At 71.6% G+C, this 14763-nt stretch carries 11 protein-coding genes; 6 read left to right on the top strand and 5 right to left on the bottom strand.

The window, feature by feature from the left end:
- Window positions 1-4: 4 nt before the first annotated feature.
- Complete coding sequence (locus ACIBJC_RS20430; protein ID WP_399294313.1) at window positions 5-472, bottom strand: hypothetical protein; 468 nt, start codon at window positions 470-472, stop codon at window positions 5-7.
- Window positions 473-894: 422 nt separating this feature from the next.
- Between ACIBJC_RS20430 and ACIBJC_RS20425 the strand changes: the two genes are divergently transcribed.
- Genes ACIBJC_RS20425 through ACIBJC_RS20410 form a run of 4 tightly spaced genes read left to right on the top strand, consistent with a single transcriptional unit; the run spans window position 895 to window position 5233 of the window.
- The gene (locus ACIBJC_RS20425) at window positions 895-3801 is read left to right on the top strand and encodes a nitrate- and nitrite sensing domain-containing protein (RefSeq protein ID WP_399295145.1); all 2907 of its coding nucleotides are present in this window, start codon (window positions 895-897) and stop codon (window positions 3799-3801) included.
- On the top strand, window positions 3798-4238 hold the full coding sequence (locus ACIBJC_RS20420; protein ID WP_399294311.1) for a roadblock/LC7 domain-containing protein: 441 nt from the start codon (window positions 3798-3800) through the stop codon (window positions 4236-4238). The genes ACIBJC_RS20425 and ACIBJC_RS20420 overlap by 4 nt, the downstream gene beginning before the upstream one ends.
- A 10-nt stretch (window positions 4239-4248) precedes the next feature.
- On the top strand, window positions 4249-4644 hold the full coding sequence (locus tag ACIBJC_RS20415) for a DUF742 domain-containing protein (protein WP_329828358.1): 396 nt from the start codon (window positions 4249-4251) through the stop codon (window positions 4642-4644).
- Window positions 4625-5233, top strand: a complete 609-nt coding sequence (locus tag ACIBJC_RS20410) for an ATP/GTP-binding protein (RefSeq protein WP_384926412.1) — start codon at window positions 4625-4627, stop codon at window positions 5231-5233. Before ACIBJC_RS20415 ends, ACIBJC_RS20410 begins: the two co-directional genes overlap by 20 nt.
- A gap of 151 nt (window positions 5234-5384) precedes the next feature.
- Here the strand turns inward: ACIBJC_RS20410 and ACIBJC_RS20405 are convergent, their stop codons facing one another.
- Both ACIBJC_RS20405 and ACIBJC_RS20400 read right to left on the bottom strand, forming a co-directional pair.
- Window positions 5385-6212: a M15 family metallopeptidase gene (locus ACIBJC_RS20405; protein WP_399294307.1), complete on the bottom strand. Its 828-nt coding sequence runs from the start codon at window positions 6210-6212 to the stop codon at window positions 5385-5387.
- Between the two features lie 114 nt (window positions 6213-6326).
- The gene (locus ACIBJC_RS20400) at window positions 6327-8762 is read right to left on the bottom strand and encodes a TIM-barrel domain-containing protein (protein WP_399294304.1); all 2436 of its coding nucleotides are present in this window, start codon (window positions 8760-8762) and stop codon (window positions 6327-6329) included.
- 172 nt (window positions 8763-8934) lie between these two features.
- On the opposite strand from ACIBJC_RS20400, the gene ACIBJC_RS20395 reads away from it, so the two are divergent.
- Window positions 8935-10935 carry an acetoacetate--CoA ligase gene (locus tag ACIBJC_RS20395; RefSeq protein WP_399294301.1) on the top strand — a complete coding sequence of 667 codons (2001 nt, stop codon included), beginning with the start codon at window positions 8935-8937 and terminating at the stop codon, window positions 10933-10935.
- Window positions 10936-11012: 77 nt separating this feature from the next.
- Window positions 11013-12032, top strand: a complete 1020-nt coding sequence (locus ACIBJC_RS20390) for a hypothetical protein (protein ID WP_399294298.1) — start codon at window positions 11013-11015, stop codon at window positions 12030-12032.
- A gap of 82 nt (window positions 12033-12114) precedes the next feature.
- On the opposite strand, the gene ptsP is transcribed toward ACIBJC_RS20390, so the two are convergent.
- Together ptsP and ACIBJC_RS20380 are read right to left on the bottom strand one after the other, a co-directional pair.
- The gene (gene ptsP / locus ACIBJC_RS20385; protein WP_399294295.1) at window positions 12115-13785 is read right to left on the bottom strand and encodes a phosphoenolpyruvate--protein phosphotransferase; all 1671 of its coding nucleotides are present in this window, start codon (window positions 13783-13785) and stop codon (window positions 12115-12117) included.
- 90 nt (window positions 13786-13875) lie between these two features.
- Window positions 13876-14325, bottom strand: coding sequence for a PTS glucose transporter subunit IIA (locus ACIBJC_RS20380; RefSeq protein ID WP_399294292.1), 450 nt, complete (start codon window positions 14323-14325; stop codon window positions 13876-13878).
- Window positions 14326-14763: the final 438 nt, after the last annotated feature.

Raw genomic sequence — 14763 nt, 5'->3', positions numbered from 1 at the left:
GCGGTCAGGCCGCCTTGAGCCCGCCCGGCGTCTGCTCCTCGCTCCGGGTGCCGGCGCCCGGAGCCGGTATCCGTACCCCGTCGCGCGCCGCGTTCCTGTCCGCCCGCCGCGCCCTGCGCCGCTCACGGCGCAACTGGCGCGCCGTGCTGCTGGGCACGGACACGACTCCGTAACGCTGGTTCCACACCTGGCGTGTCACCCAGACGTCCAGCACACCCCAGGTCGCCACCACCGTCGAGGCCACACTGCTCAGCACCATCGGGAAGGCCAGCCAGGACCCCGCGAGCGTGCTGAGGAACGCGGTCATGGCTTGAATCAGTGTCACGGCGGTGATGATGACCGCGCGGACCGCGGCCGTCCTGACCGGATCCGGCAGGCGGTACGACCGCGCGGGCTCCTCGACCCACAACCCGCGTGAAACCCGCTCGAACTCGCCCGCCGACACCGCACCCCGCCGCTCATCCGTCTGCATGGACCCCACTCCCCAACCCGCTGTCCGTCTCAAGGGTGACTGCCCGGCTCGTCACGCTTCACGCCGTCCCGGAACCGAAACGGGCCCGAAATGTGATGCGCGAACCGCCGCGGTACTCCCCGCTTCCCCCTGATCCCCGTACATAAGGACGAATGTCCACCCACAAAGATTCCCGGCCGGATCGTCAAGCGAACGTTTTCGGCCATCTGTCTTGACTGGTACCTGTCTTCCGGCGTGGCTTCCCTACACCAGAAGCGGAAGTCATCTCGCCGAATACCGGGACAACTCATGATCAAGGCGTCAGGGGACGGCTGGAAAACATACGGACGTGTCTTCGAGATGCCGGTGTGACAGTAGTAGGCTCGCGCCGTTTGCTGACGAAGTATCTCCCGCAACAGGCGGGGATCGACCAGGGGGAGGCCATGCGCTTTCGCGGGAAATCCATCCGCCGGAAGATCGTGGCGCTGCTGCTCGTGCCGCTCATCGGGCTCACCGTCCTCTGGGGTCTCGCGACCACACTGGCCGGCACCGAGGCCAAGCAGCTCATCGATGTCAGTTACGCGATCGAGGAAATCGGCCACCCGGTGGAGGACGGCATCCGGGTCCTCCAGAGCGAGCGACGCCAGACACTGATCTTTCTGGCGGACCCCGAGGCCGCCGACTCGCTGACCGAGCTGCGCAGCCGCCGCAGTGACACGGACCGCGCCCTGACCAAGGTCAGGCGCAACTCCGAGTCCGGCGTGCGGGACCGGATGGACACGATCACGTCCGACCGGCTCGGCAGACTCCTCGACGATCTCAACGGCCTCGATCTGATGCGCCGTTCCGTGGAGGAGAGCACCGTCACCCGTGAAGGTGCCCTGGACTTCTACAACAAGCTCATCGACCCCGGCCACAACGTCCTCGCCTCGCTCTACAGCAACGAGGACGTGGACGGCGACAACTGGGGCCGTGCGCTGATCGGTCTGGACCGCGCCAAGGAGATGCTCTCCCGCGAGGACGCGCTCGTCGCCTCCGCGCTGGTCGGCCGCGAGATGACGGCCGAGGACCTGCGCAGCACCTCGGACCTGGTCGCCAACCGCGTCCTGCTCTACGAGTCCAACCTGGCCGACCTGCCGCTCTCCGACCGCGCCACGCTGGAGCAGTACTGGCGGACCCCCGCCACCCTGGAACTGCGCGAGACCGAGGACCGCCTCATCGCCGCCGGGCCCGCCAAGAGCACCAAGACGGTGAGCGCCAAGGGCTGGCAGCGGATGACCGCCTCCGTACTGAGCGACCTCACCGACGAGTCCACCGAGGCCGCCACCCTCTACCGGGCCCACATCGACCCCGTCCGCCAGGAAACCTTCGTCAGGACCGGACTCGCCGCGGCGCTCGGCCTTCTCACCCTCCTCATCTCCATCTTCGTCTCCACACGCGTCGGCCGTGACCTGATCCGCGACCTCTCCCGGCTCCGCAAGGAGGCCCACGAGGTCTCCGGCGTACGCCTCCCGAGCGTCATGCGCAGGCTCGCCGCCGGCGACCCCGTCGACGTGGAGACCGAGGCGCCGCGCCTCGAATACGAGAGGGACGAGGTCGGCCAGGTCGGCCAGGCCCTCAACACCCTTCAGCGCGCCGCAGTCGAGGCCGCCGTCAAACAGGCCGACCTGCGCCGCGGCGTCTCCGAGGTGTTCGTCAACCTCGCCCGCCGCAACCAGGTCCTCCTCCACCGTCAGCTAACGCTCCTGGACACCATGGAGCGCCGTACGGAGGACACCGAGGAGCTGGCCGACCTTTTCCGCCTCGACCACCTCACCACCCGCATGCGACGCCACGCCGAGGGTCTCGTGATCCTCTCCGGCGCCGCCCCCTCCCGCCAGTGGCGCAAGCCCGTCCAGCTCATGGACGTCGTACGCGCCGCCGTCGCGGAGGTCGAGGACTACGAGCGCATCGAGGTCCGCAGGCTCCCGCGGATCGGCGTCGGCGGCCCGGCCGTGGCCGACCTCACCCACCTCATCGCGGAACTCCTGGAGAACGCCACGGTGTTCTCGCCCCCGCACACCGCGGTACAGGTGCACGGCGAGCGGGTCGCCAACGGCTTCACCCTGGAGATCCACGACCGCGGTCTGGGCATGGCCCCCGAGGTGCTGCTCGACGCGAACCTCCGGCTCGCGGAGACCCCCGAGTTCGAACTGTCGGACACCGACCGGCTCGGACTGTTCGTCGTCAGCCGGCTCGCCCAGCGGCAGAACGTACGGGTCTCCCTCCAGCCCTCCCCGTACGGCGGTACGACGGCCATCGTCTTCCTGCCCGTCGCGCTGCTCACCGACGCCCCCGAGACGGAGGGCACCGGCTTCCGGCTCGACCGCAAGAACGCCCTGGAGCGGGGGCGCGGCCGTACCGACTCGGGCGGTGGACGGCTCACCGCCCTGGCGCAGGTCCCCACCGGACTGGGCAGCGGCCCGTCCGTGCTCGACGGCCCGGTCGAACTCGAAGCACCGGTCGGTGCTCTGGGCGCCGACAGCGGGCCGGTACTCGGCGGAGGTGACGGCATCGGCGATCTCGATGACACGGAGAGCGAGCGTGGCGGGCTGTTCCGCGCGCGGGAGCACCTCCGCGATTCCACCCACGACACACACGACACCCAAGGCCGACGCGACAGCCGTGACGCCTACGACGTGGCGGACACCCGCGACGGGCGTGACGCCCGGGGTGACCTGTACGACGTGCGGGACGCCCGCATGAGCCGCGACGAACTGCGTGAACTCCGGGACGAGAACCGCCGCGACGACAACCGCGACTTCCGCGAGCGCCGCGACGGCCGGGCCACCCCGTCCCCGCGCGGCCGGCACGCCCGCTACGACCAGGCTCCCGACACCGGATCCGGCTCCGGGGCCACCGACGAACCGGTCCTGCCCCGCCGCAAGCCCCCGACCCTGGTCGCCGACCGCGGCAGGCGCGTGGACGAACCGGAGGGCGGCCACCCGGCGCAGGACCAGCCCGCACCCGGGGGAACGAGCGGGCGCACCCGGTCCGGCGTACCGGCGCAGACCTCCCGCCGCACACCGGCGGGAACACTGTCGGACGAGGCCCCGCCCATGATCGACGGACTGCCCCGCCGGGTCCGGCAGGCCAGCCTGGCCCCCCAGTTGAGGGACGTCGCGCAGGAAACGAACTCCGGCCGGGGGCCCGCCGCGGGTCAGGACGGCGAGCGGGACGCGGACGAGGTACGCAGCCGTATGGCGTCGCTCCAACGCGGCTGGCAGCGCGGTCGCCGGCAGAACGACGCCGACGACTCCAGCGGCCGGGGCGAGACACAAGGAACCACATCGGAGGGGGACGGTCGATGACCGCACCGAATGTCGCAGCACGCTCCACCGACCCCAATGGCGCGGGAGAGCTCAACTGGCTGCTCGACGAGTTGGTCGAGCGGGTCGCCAGCATCCGGAAAGCGGTGGTCCTCTCCGGGGACGGCCTTGCCACCGGCACGTCGAAGGACCTGACGCGCGAGGACGGTGAGCATCTCGCGGCCGTCGCCTCCGGATTCCACAGCCTCGCCAAGGGCGTGGGCCGGCACTTCGAGGCGGGCAAGGTCCGGCAGACCGTGGTCGAGCTCGACGACGCCTTCCTCTTCGTGACCGCGGCGGGCGACGGCAGTTGTCTCGCCGTGCTCTCCGACGCGGACTCGGACGTCGGCCAGGTCGCCTACGAGATGACGCTCATGGTCAAGCGGGTCGGGGTCCACCTGGGTACGGCCCCACGGACCGGCCTGCCCGCCGGAGGGTGAGTGGGCTGAGATGAGTGACTCAGGTCAGGATCCGCAGCACTGGTTCGACGGCGAAGCCGGACCGGTGGTGCGCCCGTACGCGATGACGCGTGGCCGCACCAGCAGCGCGACGCGCCACCAACTCGACCTGATCGCGCTCGTCGTATGCGAACCCGAGGCCGGTGACCCCGGCCGGGACCAGACGCTCTCCCCCGAACACGTGGAGATCGTGGATCGCTGCTACACGAGCCCCCAGTCGATCGCCGAGCTCTCGGCGGGCCTCGACCTCCCCGTAGGGGTGGTCAGGGTGCTCGTCGGAGATCTCGTCGAGGACGAAATCGTGCGTGTAACCCGTCCCGTTCCGCCGGCCGAGCTGCCGGACGTGAGCATTCTCCGCGAGGTGATCAATGGTCTTCGGGCGCTCTAGCCGCAGGCAGCGTCCGGTCGATCCGGTGGCGCTGAAGATCCTGGTCGCCGGCGGCTTCGGGGTGGGCAAGACCACCCTGGTCGGCGCCGTGAGCGAGATCAGGCCGCTCCGTACGGAAGAGGTACTGAGCGAGGCCGGCCGGCCCGTCGACGACGTCGACGGCGTCGAGTCCAAGACGACCACCACGGTCGCCATGGACTTCGGCCGGATCACCCTCCGCGAGGACCTGGTGCTGTACGTCTTCGGCACCCCCGGGCAGGACCGCTTCTGGTTCCTCTGGGACGAGCTGGCCCAGGGCGCCCTGGGCGCCGTCGTCCTGGCCGACACCCGGCGGCTCGCCGACTCCTTCGCCGCCGTCGACTACTTCGAACGGCGTGGCATCCCGTTCACGGTCGCCGTCAACTGCTTCGAGGGGGCCGACCGCTTCCCCGGGGAGACCGTACGCTCGGCGCTCGACCTCGACCCCGAGGTCCCGCTGGTGATGTGCGACGCGCGCGAACGCGAGTCCGTGAAGGAGGTGCTGGTCTCGGTGGTCGAACACGCCATGAACCGCGCGGCCCTGCAGCGTGAGCACGCGCCCACCTCCTGACCCCTCCCCGTCCGGCCTCCGGTGGGACCGTACGGTGACCGAAACCTCACGGTCCGGAACGAGAACCGGAAACGGCTGACCGGCGTCCCCCACCAGGGGGACGGCCGGAGCCCACGGGGGTGGTCCCGGCCGTCCCGCACCGTTCTCCGGCTCAGTGGCCGAGAACCGAGCGCCACGCCACCGGGAAGTCGAAGAAGCGGTCCGGGAACGTCTCCGGCTTGTGGGTGAAGTGCCACCACTCCTCGGGCAGGTTGGTGAACCCCACCTCGGCCAGCACCGACCTCAGAAGCCGCCGGTTGGCGCGCTGCTCGCCCCGGATCCGCGGATCGTCGGTGTGCGAGAGCGTGTCGAAACAGTCGAAGCCGGTCCCCATGTCGACGGAGTTGTCCGGAAACCGCTCCTCCTTCGGTCCGTGGCACGGAGCGAGCCGCTCACCCGGTACGTACGGACGCGTCGGCAGGGCCGGCAGCTTCACGAGCGTCAGATCCACCGTCGACCCCCGGCTGTGCCCGGACTTCTCCGCGATGTAACCGTCCTCGAACAGTCGCGACTTGTCGACGCGCGGATAGAACTCCGCCTTCATACGCTGGTCCTGGAGGTCCTTCGCCCAGCGCACGAAGTGGTCGACGGCCCGCTGCGGCCGGTAACAGTCGTACACCTTCAGGGAGTAGCCCCGCCGCAGCAGCTCCGACTGCGCGGTACGCAGCGCCCGAGCGGTGGACCGGGTGACGATGCAGACCGGCTCCCGGTAGCCGTCCACCGGCCCGCCCAGGAACGTGTGCCGGGTCGGATAGCGCATCTCGTGGATGATCGTCGGCGCGACCGTGCGCAGGGCGACGAACTCCCCGGGCGCCCTCGCCCCGGAGACGGCCGGCGCGGGCGCCGCACCGGCGGCCGGGGCCGTGGCGGTGACCGTGAGCAGTGCGGCGGCCCCTGCGGCGATGACGGCGAGGGCACGGCGGAACGCGATTCCTGTCATGAACATATGGATCTATCAGCTTCCCGGACACGGGGAAAGAGCCATCGCATACAGTCCGCCGCGGTGCCCGGTACGCCGGTACGCCGGTACGGGGCCGCCGCGGCCCCGTACCGGTCAGCGGCGGCCCTGGCCCCTGACCCGGACCGGCCACCGCGGCTCCACCGCGCCCCCCTCCGCCACCCGCTCGACCCGGACCGCGCCGTCCACCAGCCGCGAGGTGTACCGCTCCACCTGGGGCACAGGCTCGGCCACGGGATCCGCGCCGCCGTCCGTGCCGTCCGCCGGCTCCGACCCCTCGTCCTGCGGATCCAGCACCACCAGCCCACCGCCCGCGCGCCCCGCCACCGGAGCCCACGCCTCCAGCTCCAGGCCGCCGTCCGCACCCCGCACCGGAATCACCGCACCCGCCCGGGCCAGCACCGGGATACGGGACGGCGGCGCGTCCAGCAGCACCTGGCCGGGCCCCTCGTAAGCCTCCTCCGTCGCCGTGTCGTACCACTGCCCCGACGGCAGCCGCACCGCCCGCCGGTCCGCGCCACGCGTCAGCACCGGCGCCACCAGCAGCGAGTCACCCAGCAGAAACGCGTCCTCGCAGTCGCGCAGCATCCGGTCCTCCGGAGCGCCCCACCACAGCGGCCGGACGTACGGCGCCCCCGTCAGCCGGGCGAGCTGGGCCAGCGTCACGAAGTACGGCCGCAGCCGCTCCCGCTCGTCGAGCGCCGCCCGCGCGTGCTCCAGCACCCGCGGACCGAACTCCCACGGCTCCCTGCGCCCCGCGTCGATCGCCGCGTGCGTACGGAACAGCGGCAGATACGCGCCGAGCTGGAACCAGCGCAGATACAGCTCGGGCGACGGACTCCCGTCGAAACCGCCCACGTCAGGACCCGAGTACGGCACCCCGCACAGCCCCAGACCCAGCACCAGCGCGAGCGACGCGCGCAGCCCGGGCCACCCCGTCGACACATCACCGGACCAGGTCCCGCCGTACCGCTGCATCCCCGCCCAGCCGGATCGCGAGAAGAGGAACGGCCGCTCGCCGGGGCGCAGCCGCCGCAGCGCCTCGTACCCGGCCCGCGCCATCGTCAGCGCGTACACGTTGTGGGCCTCGCGGTGATCACCGCCCCGCCCCTCCAGCACATGCCGGGACGAGCGCGGCAGCGTCGGGTCGCCGAACGGCGCGAAGGACACCGGCTCGTTCATGTCGTGCCACACCCCGGCGAACCCCTGCGCCAGCCGCTCCTCGTACAGCCCGCCCCACCAGTCACGTACCGCCGGATCGGTGAAATCCGGATAGACGCACTCACCGGGCCAGACCACCCCCCGCACCGGATGCCCCCGCGCGTCCCGTACGAACGCCCCGCCGCTCCGCGGATCCCCCTCGCGCGCACCGAGCGCGCGCCCGCTGTCGTACACCGCGTTCCCGGGCTCCGCCTTCACCGCGGGATCGACGATCGAGACCAGCCGTACCCCCTCCGCGCGCAACTCCGCCGCGAACCCCGGCAGATCGGGGAACCGCTCACGGTCGACGGTGAAGACCTGATGCGCGTCGTAGTGATCGATGTCGAGATGGACCGCCGACAGCGGCAGATCGCGCTCCCGGTACCCGGCCACGATCCGCCGCACCTCCCGCTCACTGCCGAACCCCCACCGCGCGTGCTGCGGACCGAGCGCCCAGGACGGCGGCGCCACGGGCGCACCGCTCAGCGCCGTCCAGCCGTGCAGCACCCGCGCGGGCGTGCCCGTCACCACCCAGCAGCGCAGCGGCCCGCCGTCCATCCGCAGCTCGGCGGTGCCCGGCCGGTCGTGCCCGGAACCCGCGCCCTCCTCGCCCTCCCGGAGCGTGACCCGCCCGTCCCAGGAGTTGTCGTGGAAGGCGAGATGCGTTCCCGCGTCCGCCACCACGAGCTGCACCGGCATCGTCACGTACAGCGGATCGTCCCCGGGACCGAAGCCGCCGCCCGGATCCGTGTTCCACAGTCGGTACGTGCCGTCGCGCAGCCGCGGCCCCGACGCCCGGCCGCCCAGACCGAAGAACCGGGCGTCCGCCGCCACCTCCGTCCGCTGCACCCAGCGCGCCGCGCCGCCCGCCACCGGCTCCCACCAGCGGGGCGGCAGCTCCCGGCGGAGCGCCACACCCCCCGGCGTACGGACCTCCACCCCTCCGTGGCGTGACACCGCCACCGTCACCCACTGCGACACCACCCGCCAGCCGCCGTCCTTGTCCGGTTCGAGCCCGGCCCGCGGATCCGGCTCCGGCGGTCCACCGGCCAGCCCGTACGACGGCAGCGGCCCCGCCCCGTCCCACCCCCAGAAGACCGCGCCGCCCACCATGACGCACACCCGCAGCTCAGCCCGGGCGAACCGGACGATCCCGCCACCCGGCGAAGGCTCCGCCCCGGCGACCGGACCCGGCACCCTGGCCCGCTCCGGGCCGCGCGGAGCCAGCTCTCTGGCGTCCGCCCGCCGCCCACGCCACGCCGACCGTACGGAGCGCAGCCCCCGCACCGATCCGGCTACTTTCATCGAACGCACCAGTTCCCGACCGTCCATGCCGCTCAGCCTGCCATCCGGGCCGCCTCCAGGAGACACCGTTCAACTCCCGTTCACCCGTGGCGACCCCGGCCCGACATCGAGGACGGAACCTGGTGCCGGGGACGATCACATGGCATCGTCCGTACCACGTCACCGTGTGACCACTGCCGAGCCAGCCGGGAGCCGCCCCATGACCGCAGCCGCCAGTCCCGACACCCCCCTGTGGCAGCCGGGCCGGGACCGTATCGCCACGGCCGGGATCACCCGCTTCCAGACCTGGGCGGCGGAGCGGTACGGCGCACCGGCCGACGGCGGCTACGCGGCGCTGCACCGCTGGTCGGTGGAGGAACTGGAGAGCTTCTGGGCCGCCGTCGCCGACTGGTTCGACATCCGGTTCTCCACCCCGTACGAACGCGTCCTGGGCGACCGCGCCATGCCCGGCGCCCAGTGGTTCCCCGGCGCCACCCTCAACTACACCGAGCACGCCCTGCGTACGGCGGACGACCCGGCCCGCGCCCACGAACCGGCGCTCCTGTACGTCGACGAGACGCACGAACAGACCGCGGTGAGCTGGGCGGAACTGCGCCGCCAGGTGACCGCCCTCGCGGCCCGGCTGCGGGAACTGGGCGTACGCCCCGGGGACCGCGTCAGCGGCTACCTCCCCAACATCCCGCAGGCCGTCACGGCGTTCCTCGCCACCGCGGCCGTCGGCGGGACCTGGACCTCCTGCGCGCCCGACTTCGGCGCCCGCGGCGTCCTGGACCGCTTCCAGCAGGTCGAACCCGTCGTGCTCCTCACCGTCGACGGCTACCGCTACGGCGGCAAGGAGCACGACCGCACCGGGACCGTCGCGGAACTCCGCCGCGAGCTGCCCACCCTGCGGGCCGTGATCCACATCCCGCTGCTGGGCACACCGGCGCCGGACGGGGCCCTCGACTGGGCGGACGTCACGGCGCCGGCCGGAGGGACACCCGACGCGACGCCGGACCTCGCGTACGAACAGGTCCCCTTCGACCACCCCCTGTGGGTCCTGTACTCCTCCGGCACCACCGGACTGCCCAAGGCGATCGTCCAGTCCCAGGGCGGCATCCTCCTCGAACACGTCAAGCAGCTCGGCCTGCACTGCGACCTGGGCCCCGAGGACCGCTTCTTCTGGTACACCTCCACCGGCTGGATGATGTGGAACTTCCTCGTCTCCGGACTGCTCACCGGTACCACGGTCGTGCTGTACGACGGCAGCCCCGGCCACCCCTCCGTCGACGCCCAGTGGGGCGTCGCCGAACGGACCGGCGCCACCCTCTTCGGCACCTCGGCCGCGTACGTCATGGCCTGCCGCAAGGCCGGGGTGCACCCCGGACGCGACCACGACCTCTCCCGTATCGGCTGCGTCGCCACCACCGGATCGCCGCTGCCGCCCGACGGGTTCCGCTGGCTCCACGACGAGGTCGCCGAGGACCTGTGGATCGCCTCCGTCAGCGGCGGCACCGACGTGTGCAGTTGCTTCGCCGGCGCCGTCCCCACCCTCCCCGTCCACGTGGGGGAACTCCAGGCGCCCTGTCTCGGCACCGACCTCCAGGCGTGGGACGCCCAGGGCCGGCCGGTCATCGGCGAGGTCGGCGAACTGATCGTCACCCAGCCCATGCCGTCCATGCCCGTCCGCTTCTGGAACGACCCCGACGGCAGCCGCTACCGCGACAGCTACTTCGAGATGTTCCCCGGCGCCTGGCGCCACGGCGACTGGATCACCCTCACCGACCGGGGGTCCGTCATCATCCACGGCCGCTCCGACTCCACCCTCAACCGCCAGGGCGTCCGGATGGGCTCCGCCGACATCTACGAAGCCGTCGAGCGCCTCCCCGAGATCAGGGAATCGCTGGTCATCGGCGTGGAGGAGCCGGACGGCGGCTACTGGATGCCGCTCTTCGTCCATCTCGCCGAGGGCGCCGTACTCGACGACGCGCTGCGCACCCGCGTCAAACTGACGATCCGCGAAGAGCTCTCGCCGCGCCATGTCCCGGACGAGATCATCGAAGTCCCCGGCGTTCCGCACACACTGACGGGCAAACGCATCGAGGTCCCGGTCAAGCGCCTCCTCCAGGGGACGCCACTGGACAAGGCCGTCAACGCCGGCTCCGTCGACAACCTCGAACTGCTCCGTTTCTACGAGAAACTCGCCCGCGAGCGCCCCTGACCCGGCGGCCGGACCCCCGTTGTCAGACCCCCTGATTACGCTGAGTGAGCAAAGATCGTCCGTGCTCAGGGGGAATGATGACGCACACCGACCACACGCACACCGACCGTGCCGGTACCGACCGCGGCCACACCGGCCGGGGCAACCGCACCCGGGCGGCCAGGCGGCGCGTCCTGCGCCGCGAAGTCCCCAGCATCGTCGGCCTGCTGGCCGACGAGCGGGACTTCGCCACGATGCGGAGCTATCGCAGCTTCGCCTTCGACGACCACACGGCCTATCTGCGGCAGCTCGACGGACTGCTGAGGGCGCTGGCCTCCCAGGGGGTGCACACCACCGTCGCCCTCTTCGACCCGGAGGAGTTCGCCGCGTACTGCGCGGAGACGGGACTCGACCCGGACACCCCGGCCAGCCGCAGCCGCTTCACCGCCGCCATCCCGGCGAGCGGCGCCACCGTCGCGTACACGGGCCAGCCCATCGACACCCTCCTCCCGCAACTCATCAACACCGCGATCCGCAGGGCCACCTGGGAGTACGTGACGACGCTCCTCGCCGACCTCGGCGCGTGCGCCGACTGCGGACAGGACATCGGACGCGCGGCCTTCGACCGGGCCTCCCACATCCTGCTGCGCCTGCTGGAGGAGGCGGGCCCCGGCACGCACCATCTCGTGTGCAGCGTCCCGGCGGCCGACGAACAACTCCTGGCCGTCCTGCACGCGGACCGCGACGAGGGCACCCCGCCATCCGACAGCGCCACACCTCCCGACCCCGCCACAGCACTCGGAGCCGGCGCGTTCCTCGACGGCGCGCCGGCCCTGTTCGACGCGTCCGAGGCCGCCGAGTTCGTCACCGTGCTCGCCGCGGGCGTCGCCCTGGACAGCGCCGGGGGAGTGGTACTCCGTACGACGGTCCCCGGCACCCCGGACCGGCTGCGCGGCTGGCGCCTGGCCGCCGGAAGCCTCGTCCCCCTCACCGAGGGCGAGGTCTTCAGCGCCTACTGCACCGACGCGGACACCGGAGAGCCGCTCTCACCCGAGCCGGGGGTGGAGTACCGGGCGGGCTTCGACCTGCGCCTGGACGACACGGGCACCCACCACTGACAACGGAAGAGGGGCTTGTCCGCCGTGCACGGCGGACAAGCCCCTCAGGATCTCCGGTCACCGGGGGCCCCGGGTCACCGGATCATTCGCCGGACAGCACCGCCTGCGCGGCCTTCCGCGCCTCCTCGGCGGAGTCCGTCGCCCGCGCCGCCGCGGCGGCACGCTCGCACTGCGCCAGCGTGTGCTTGGCCAGCGCCGACCGCACATAAGGAATCGAGGCCGCGCCCATCGACAACGACGTCACACCGAGACCGGTGAGCACACAGGCGAGCAGCGGATCGGCGGCAGCCTCACCGCACACACCACAGCTCTTGCCCTCCGCCTTCGCGCCCTCGGCCGACAGCGCCACCAGGTCGAGCAGCGCGGGCTGCCACGGGTCCTGGAGCCGCGAGACGGCACCCACCTGACGGTCGGCGGCAAAGGTGTACTGGGCCAGGTCATTGGTCCCCAGCGAAAGGAACTCGACCTCCTGAAGGATCGACCGCGCCCGCAGAGCGGCCGACGGAATCTCCACCATCGCACCGAACTTCGCGTTCAGCCCCGCCTCACGGCAGGCGTCAGCGAACGCCTTGGCGTCGGCGCGGTCGGCCACCATCGGCGCCATGACCTCCAGATACACCGGCAGTCCGGCCGAGGCCTTGGACAGCGCGGTGAGCTGGGTGCGCAGCACATCGGGGTGGTCCAGCAGGCTCCGCAGCCCGCGCACGCCCAGTGCCGGGTTCGGCTCGTCGGCGGGGGTCAGGAAGTCCAGCGGCTTGTCCGCGCCGGCGTCCAGCACCCGTACGACCACCCGGCCCTCGGGGAACGCTTCGAGGACCTTGCGGTACGCCTCGACCTGCTTCTCCTCCGACGGGGCACGCTCGCTGTCGTCCAGGAACAGGAACTCGGTACGGAACAGACCGACGCCCTCCGCCCCCGCCTCGACCGCGGCCGGCACATCCGCGGGCCCGCCCACATTGGCGAGCAGGGGCACCTTGTGCCCGTCGGAGGTCGCACCGGGCCCGGTGGACGCGGAGAGCGCGGCCTTCCGCGCGGCGGCGGCGGCCTCCAGCTCGGCCCGCTTCGCGGCCTCCGGCTCGACGAAGATCTCGCCCGTACTGCCGTCGACCGCGATCACGGTGCCCTCGGAGATCTCCCCGGCACCCGGCAGCGCGACCACGGCGGGCACGCCGAGCGCACGCGCCAGGATCGCGCTGTGACTCGTCGGCCCGCCCTCCTCGGTCACGAAGCCGAGCACCAGCGCCGGGTCGAGCAGCGCCGTGTCCGCCGGGGCGAGATCGCGCGCGATCAGTACGTACGGCTCGTCGCTGTCCGGCACACCGGGCATCGGAACCCCCAGCAGCCGGGCGACGATACGATTCCGCACGTCGTCCAGGTCCGCGACCCGCCCGGCGAGGTACTCACCGGCACCCGCGAGCAGGGCCCGGTACGAGGCGAACGCGTCGTAGACACCACGCTCGGCCGTGGACCCGACGGCGATACGCCGCTCCACATCGGCCATCAGCTCGGGGTCCTGCGCCATCAGCGCCTGAGCCTCCAGCACGGCCTGGGCCTCCCCGCCGGCCAGATTGCCCCGGGCGACCAGATCGGCGGCCACCGCCTCGACGGCCTGGTGCGCGCGCCCCTGTTCGCGCTCCGCCTCCTCCACCGGGATCTGCTTGGCCGGCGGTTCGAGCACCGCGGTCCCCATGTGCCGGACCTCGCCGATCGCCACTCCGTGGCTGACCCCGACGCCTCGCAGAGTTGACTCCATTTCACCCGTCTCCGGTTATGCGGCGACCAGCTCGCCGCGATGGATGTACGACGGACGCGCCGCGCCCGTCCCTGACATACGTCGCCGGCGTCACTGCCAGCCGAACAGTGCGTCGCCGGTCTTCACGTCGCCGTCCTCGCGGACGTCACCGAGCGCGTCGGGGGTGGCCTCCAGAGCCACGACCGGGCAGATCGGTGACTTGCCGGCCTGCTCGACCGCGGCCGGGTCCCAGCGCACGACACCCTGTCCACGGCGGACCGTGTCGCCCTTGTTGACGAGCAGTTCGAAACCTTCCCCGTTGAGCTGCACCGTGTCGATGCCGAGGTGTGTCAGCACTCCGTGCCCCTCGTCGTCCACGACGACAAAGGCATGGGGGTGGAGGGAGACGACCACCCCGTCCACCGGGGAGACGACCTCGCCGGGCGCCCGCTCCGGATCGATGGCGGTGCCAGGCCCCACCATCGCGCCCGAGAAGACCGGATCGGGGACAGCGGGCAATCCGATGGCACGTCCGGGCAGTGGGGCCGTGACGATGGTCATGGGGAGCCTCCCAGGGGGCGGAGAAAAAGTAAGGGGCCGCCGTCACCGTCCGTGAGGGAACGACGCGCTGTTCAGAAGGGTAAGTCATAGGAAGTGACGGTTCCGCGTAAGAGCTGCCGGTTGGCGGGCCTCGGACCCGCCGGAATCGATTTGCCTGCCCCGACCGGCGGGATGTAGTGTCGTACTCCTGCCTGACACCAACACGACTTCGAGTCATGACTTCGAGTTGGGGGTCGGCAGCATCTATCAAGCCTTGATCGTCATTCGGACTCCGCTTTTGCATGCCTGCGGAACGGTGGTCAGGAAGCCGAAAAGGACCTGGTAGAGTTTGAAACACGAAATGCCGAAGGGAAGCGCCCGGAGGAAAGCCCGCAGGGGTGAGTACGAAGGAAGCGTCCGTTCCTTGAGAACTCAACAGCGTGCCAAAAGTCAACGCCA

The sequence above is a fragment of the Streptomyces sp. NPDC050509 genome, from assembly GCF_044457965.1.
Classification (GTDB): Bacteria; Actinomycetota; Actinomycetes; order Streptomycetales; family Streptomycetaceae; genus Streptomyces.
Note: the sequence above shows the minus strand (reverse complement) of the source record. Positions and strands in the feature narration are given on the sequence as shown.

Excerpts from the sequence above, each read along its gene's own strand:
- ACIBJC_RS20410 (WP_384926412.1), top strand. The coding sequence starts at position 4,625 with ATGGTCTTCGGGCGCTCTAGCCGCAGGCAGCGTCCGGTCGATCCGGTG.
- ACIBJC_RS20425 (WP_399295145.1), top strand. The coding sequence starts at position 895 with ATGCGCTTTCGCGGGAAATCCATCCGCCGGAAGATCGTGGCGCTGCTG.
- ACIBJC_RS20380 (WP_399294292.1), bottom strand. The coding sequence starts at position 14,325 with ATGACCATCGTCACGGCCCCACTGCCCGGACGTGCCATCGGATTGCCC.
- ACIBJC_RS20400 (WP_399294304.1), bottom strand. The coding sequence starts at position 8,762 with ATGGACGGTCGGGAACTGGTGCGTTCGATGAAAGTAGCCGGATCGGTG.
- ACIBJC_RS20405 (WP_399294307.1), bottom strand. The coding sequence starts at position 6,212 with ATGACAGGAATCGCGTTCCGCCGTGCCCTCGCCGTCATCGCCGCAGGG.
- ptsP (WP_399294295.1), bottom strand. The coding sequence starts at position 13,785 with ATGGAGTCAACTCTGCGAGGCGTCGGGGTCAGCCACGGAGTGGCGATC.
- ACIBJC_RS20420 (WP_399294311.1), top strand. The coding sequence starts at position 3,798 with ATGACCGCACCGAATGTCGCAGCACGCTCCACCGACCCCAATGGCGCG.
- ACIBJC_RS20395 (WP_399294301.1), top strand. The coding sequence starts at position 8,935 with ATGACCGCAGCCGCCAGTCCCGACACCCCCCTGTGGCAGCCGGGCCGG.
- ACIBJC_RS20430 (WP_399294313.1), bottom strand. The coding sequence starts at position 472 with ATGCAGACGGATGAGCGGCGGGGTGCGGTGTCGGCGGGCGAGTTCGAG.
- ACIBJC_RS20390 (WP_399294298.1), top strand. The coding sequence starts at position 11,013 with ATGACGCACACCGACCACACGCACACCGACCGTGCCGGTACCGACCGC.
- ACIBJC_RS20415 (WP_329828358.1), top strand. The coding sequence starts at position 4,249 with ATGAGTGACTCAGGTCAGGATCCGCAGCACTGGTTCGACGGCGAAGCC.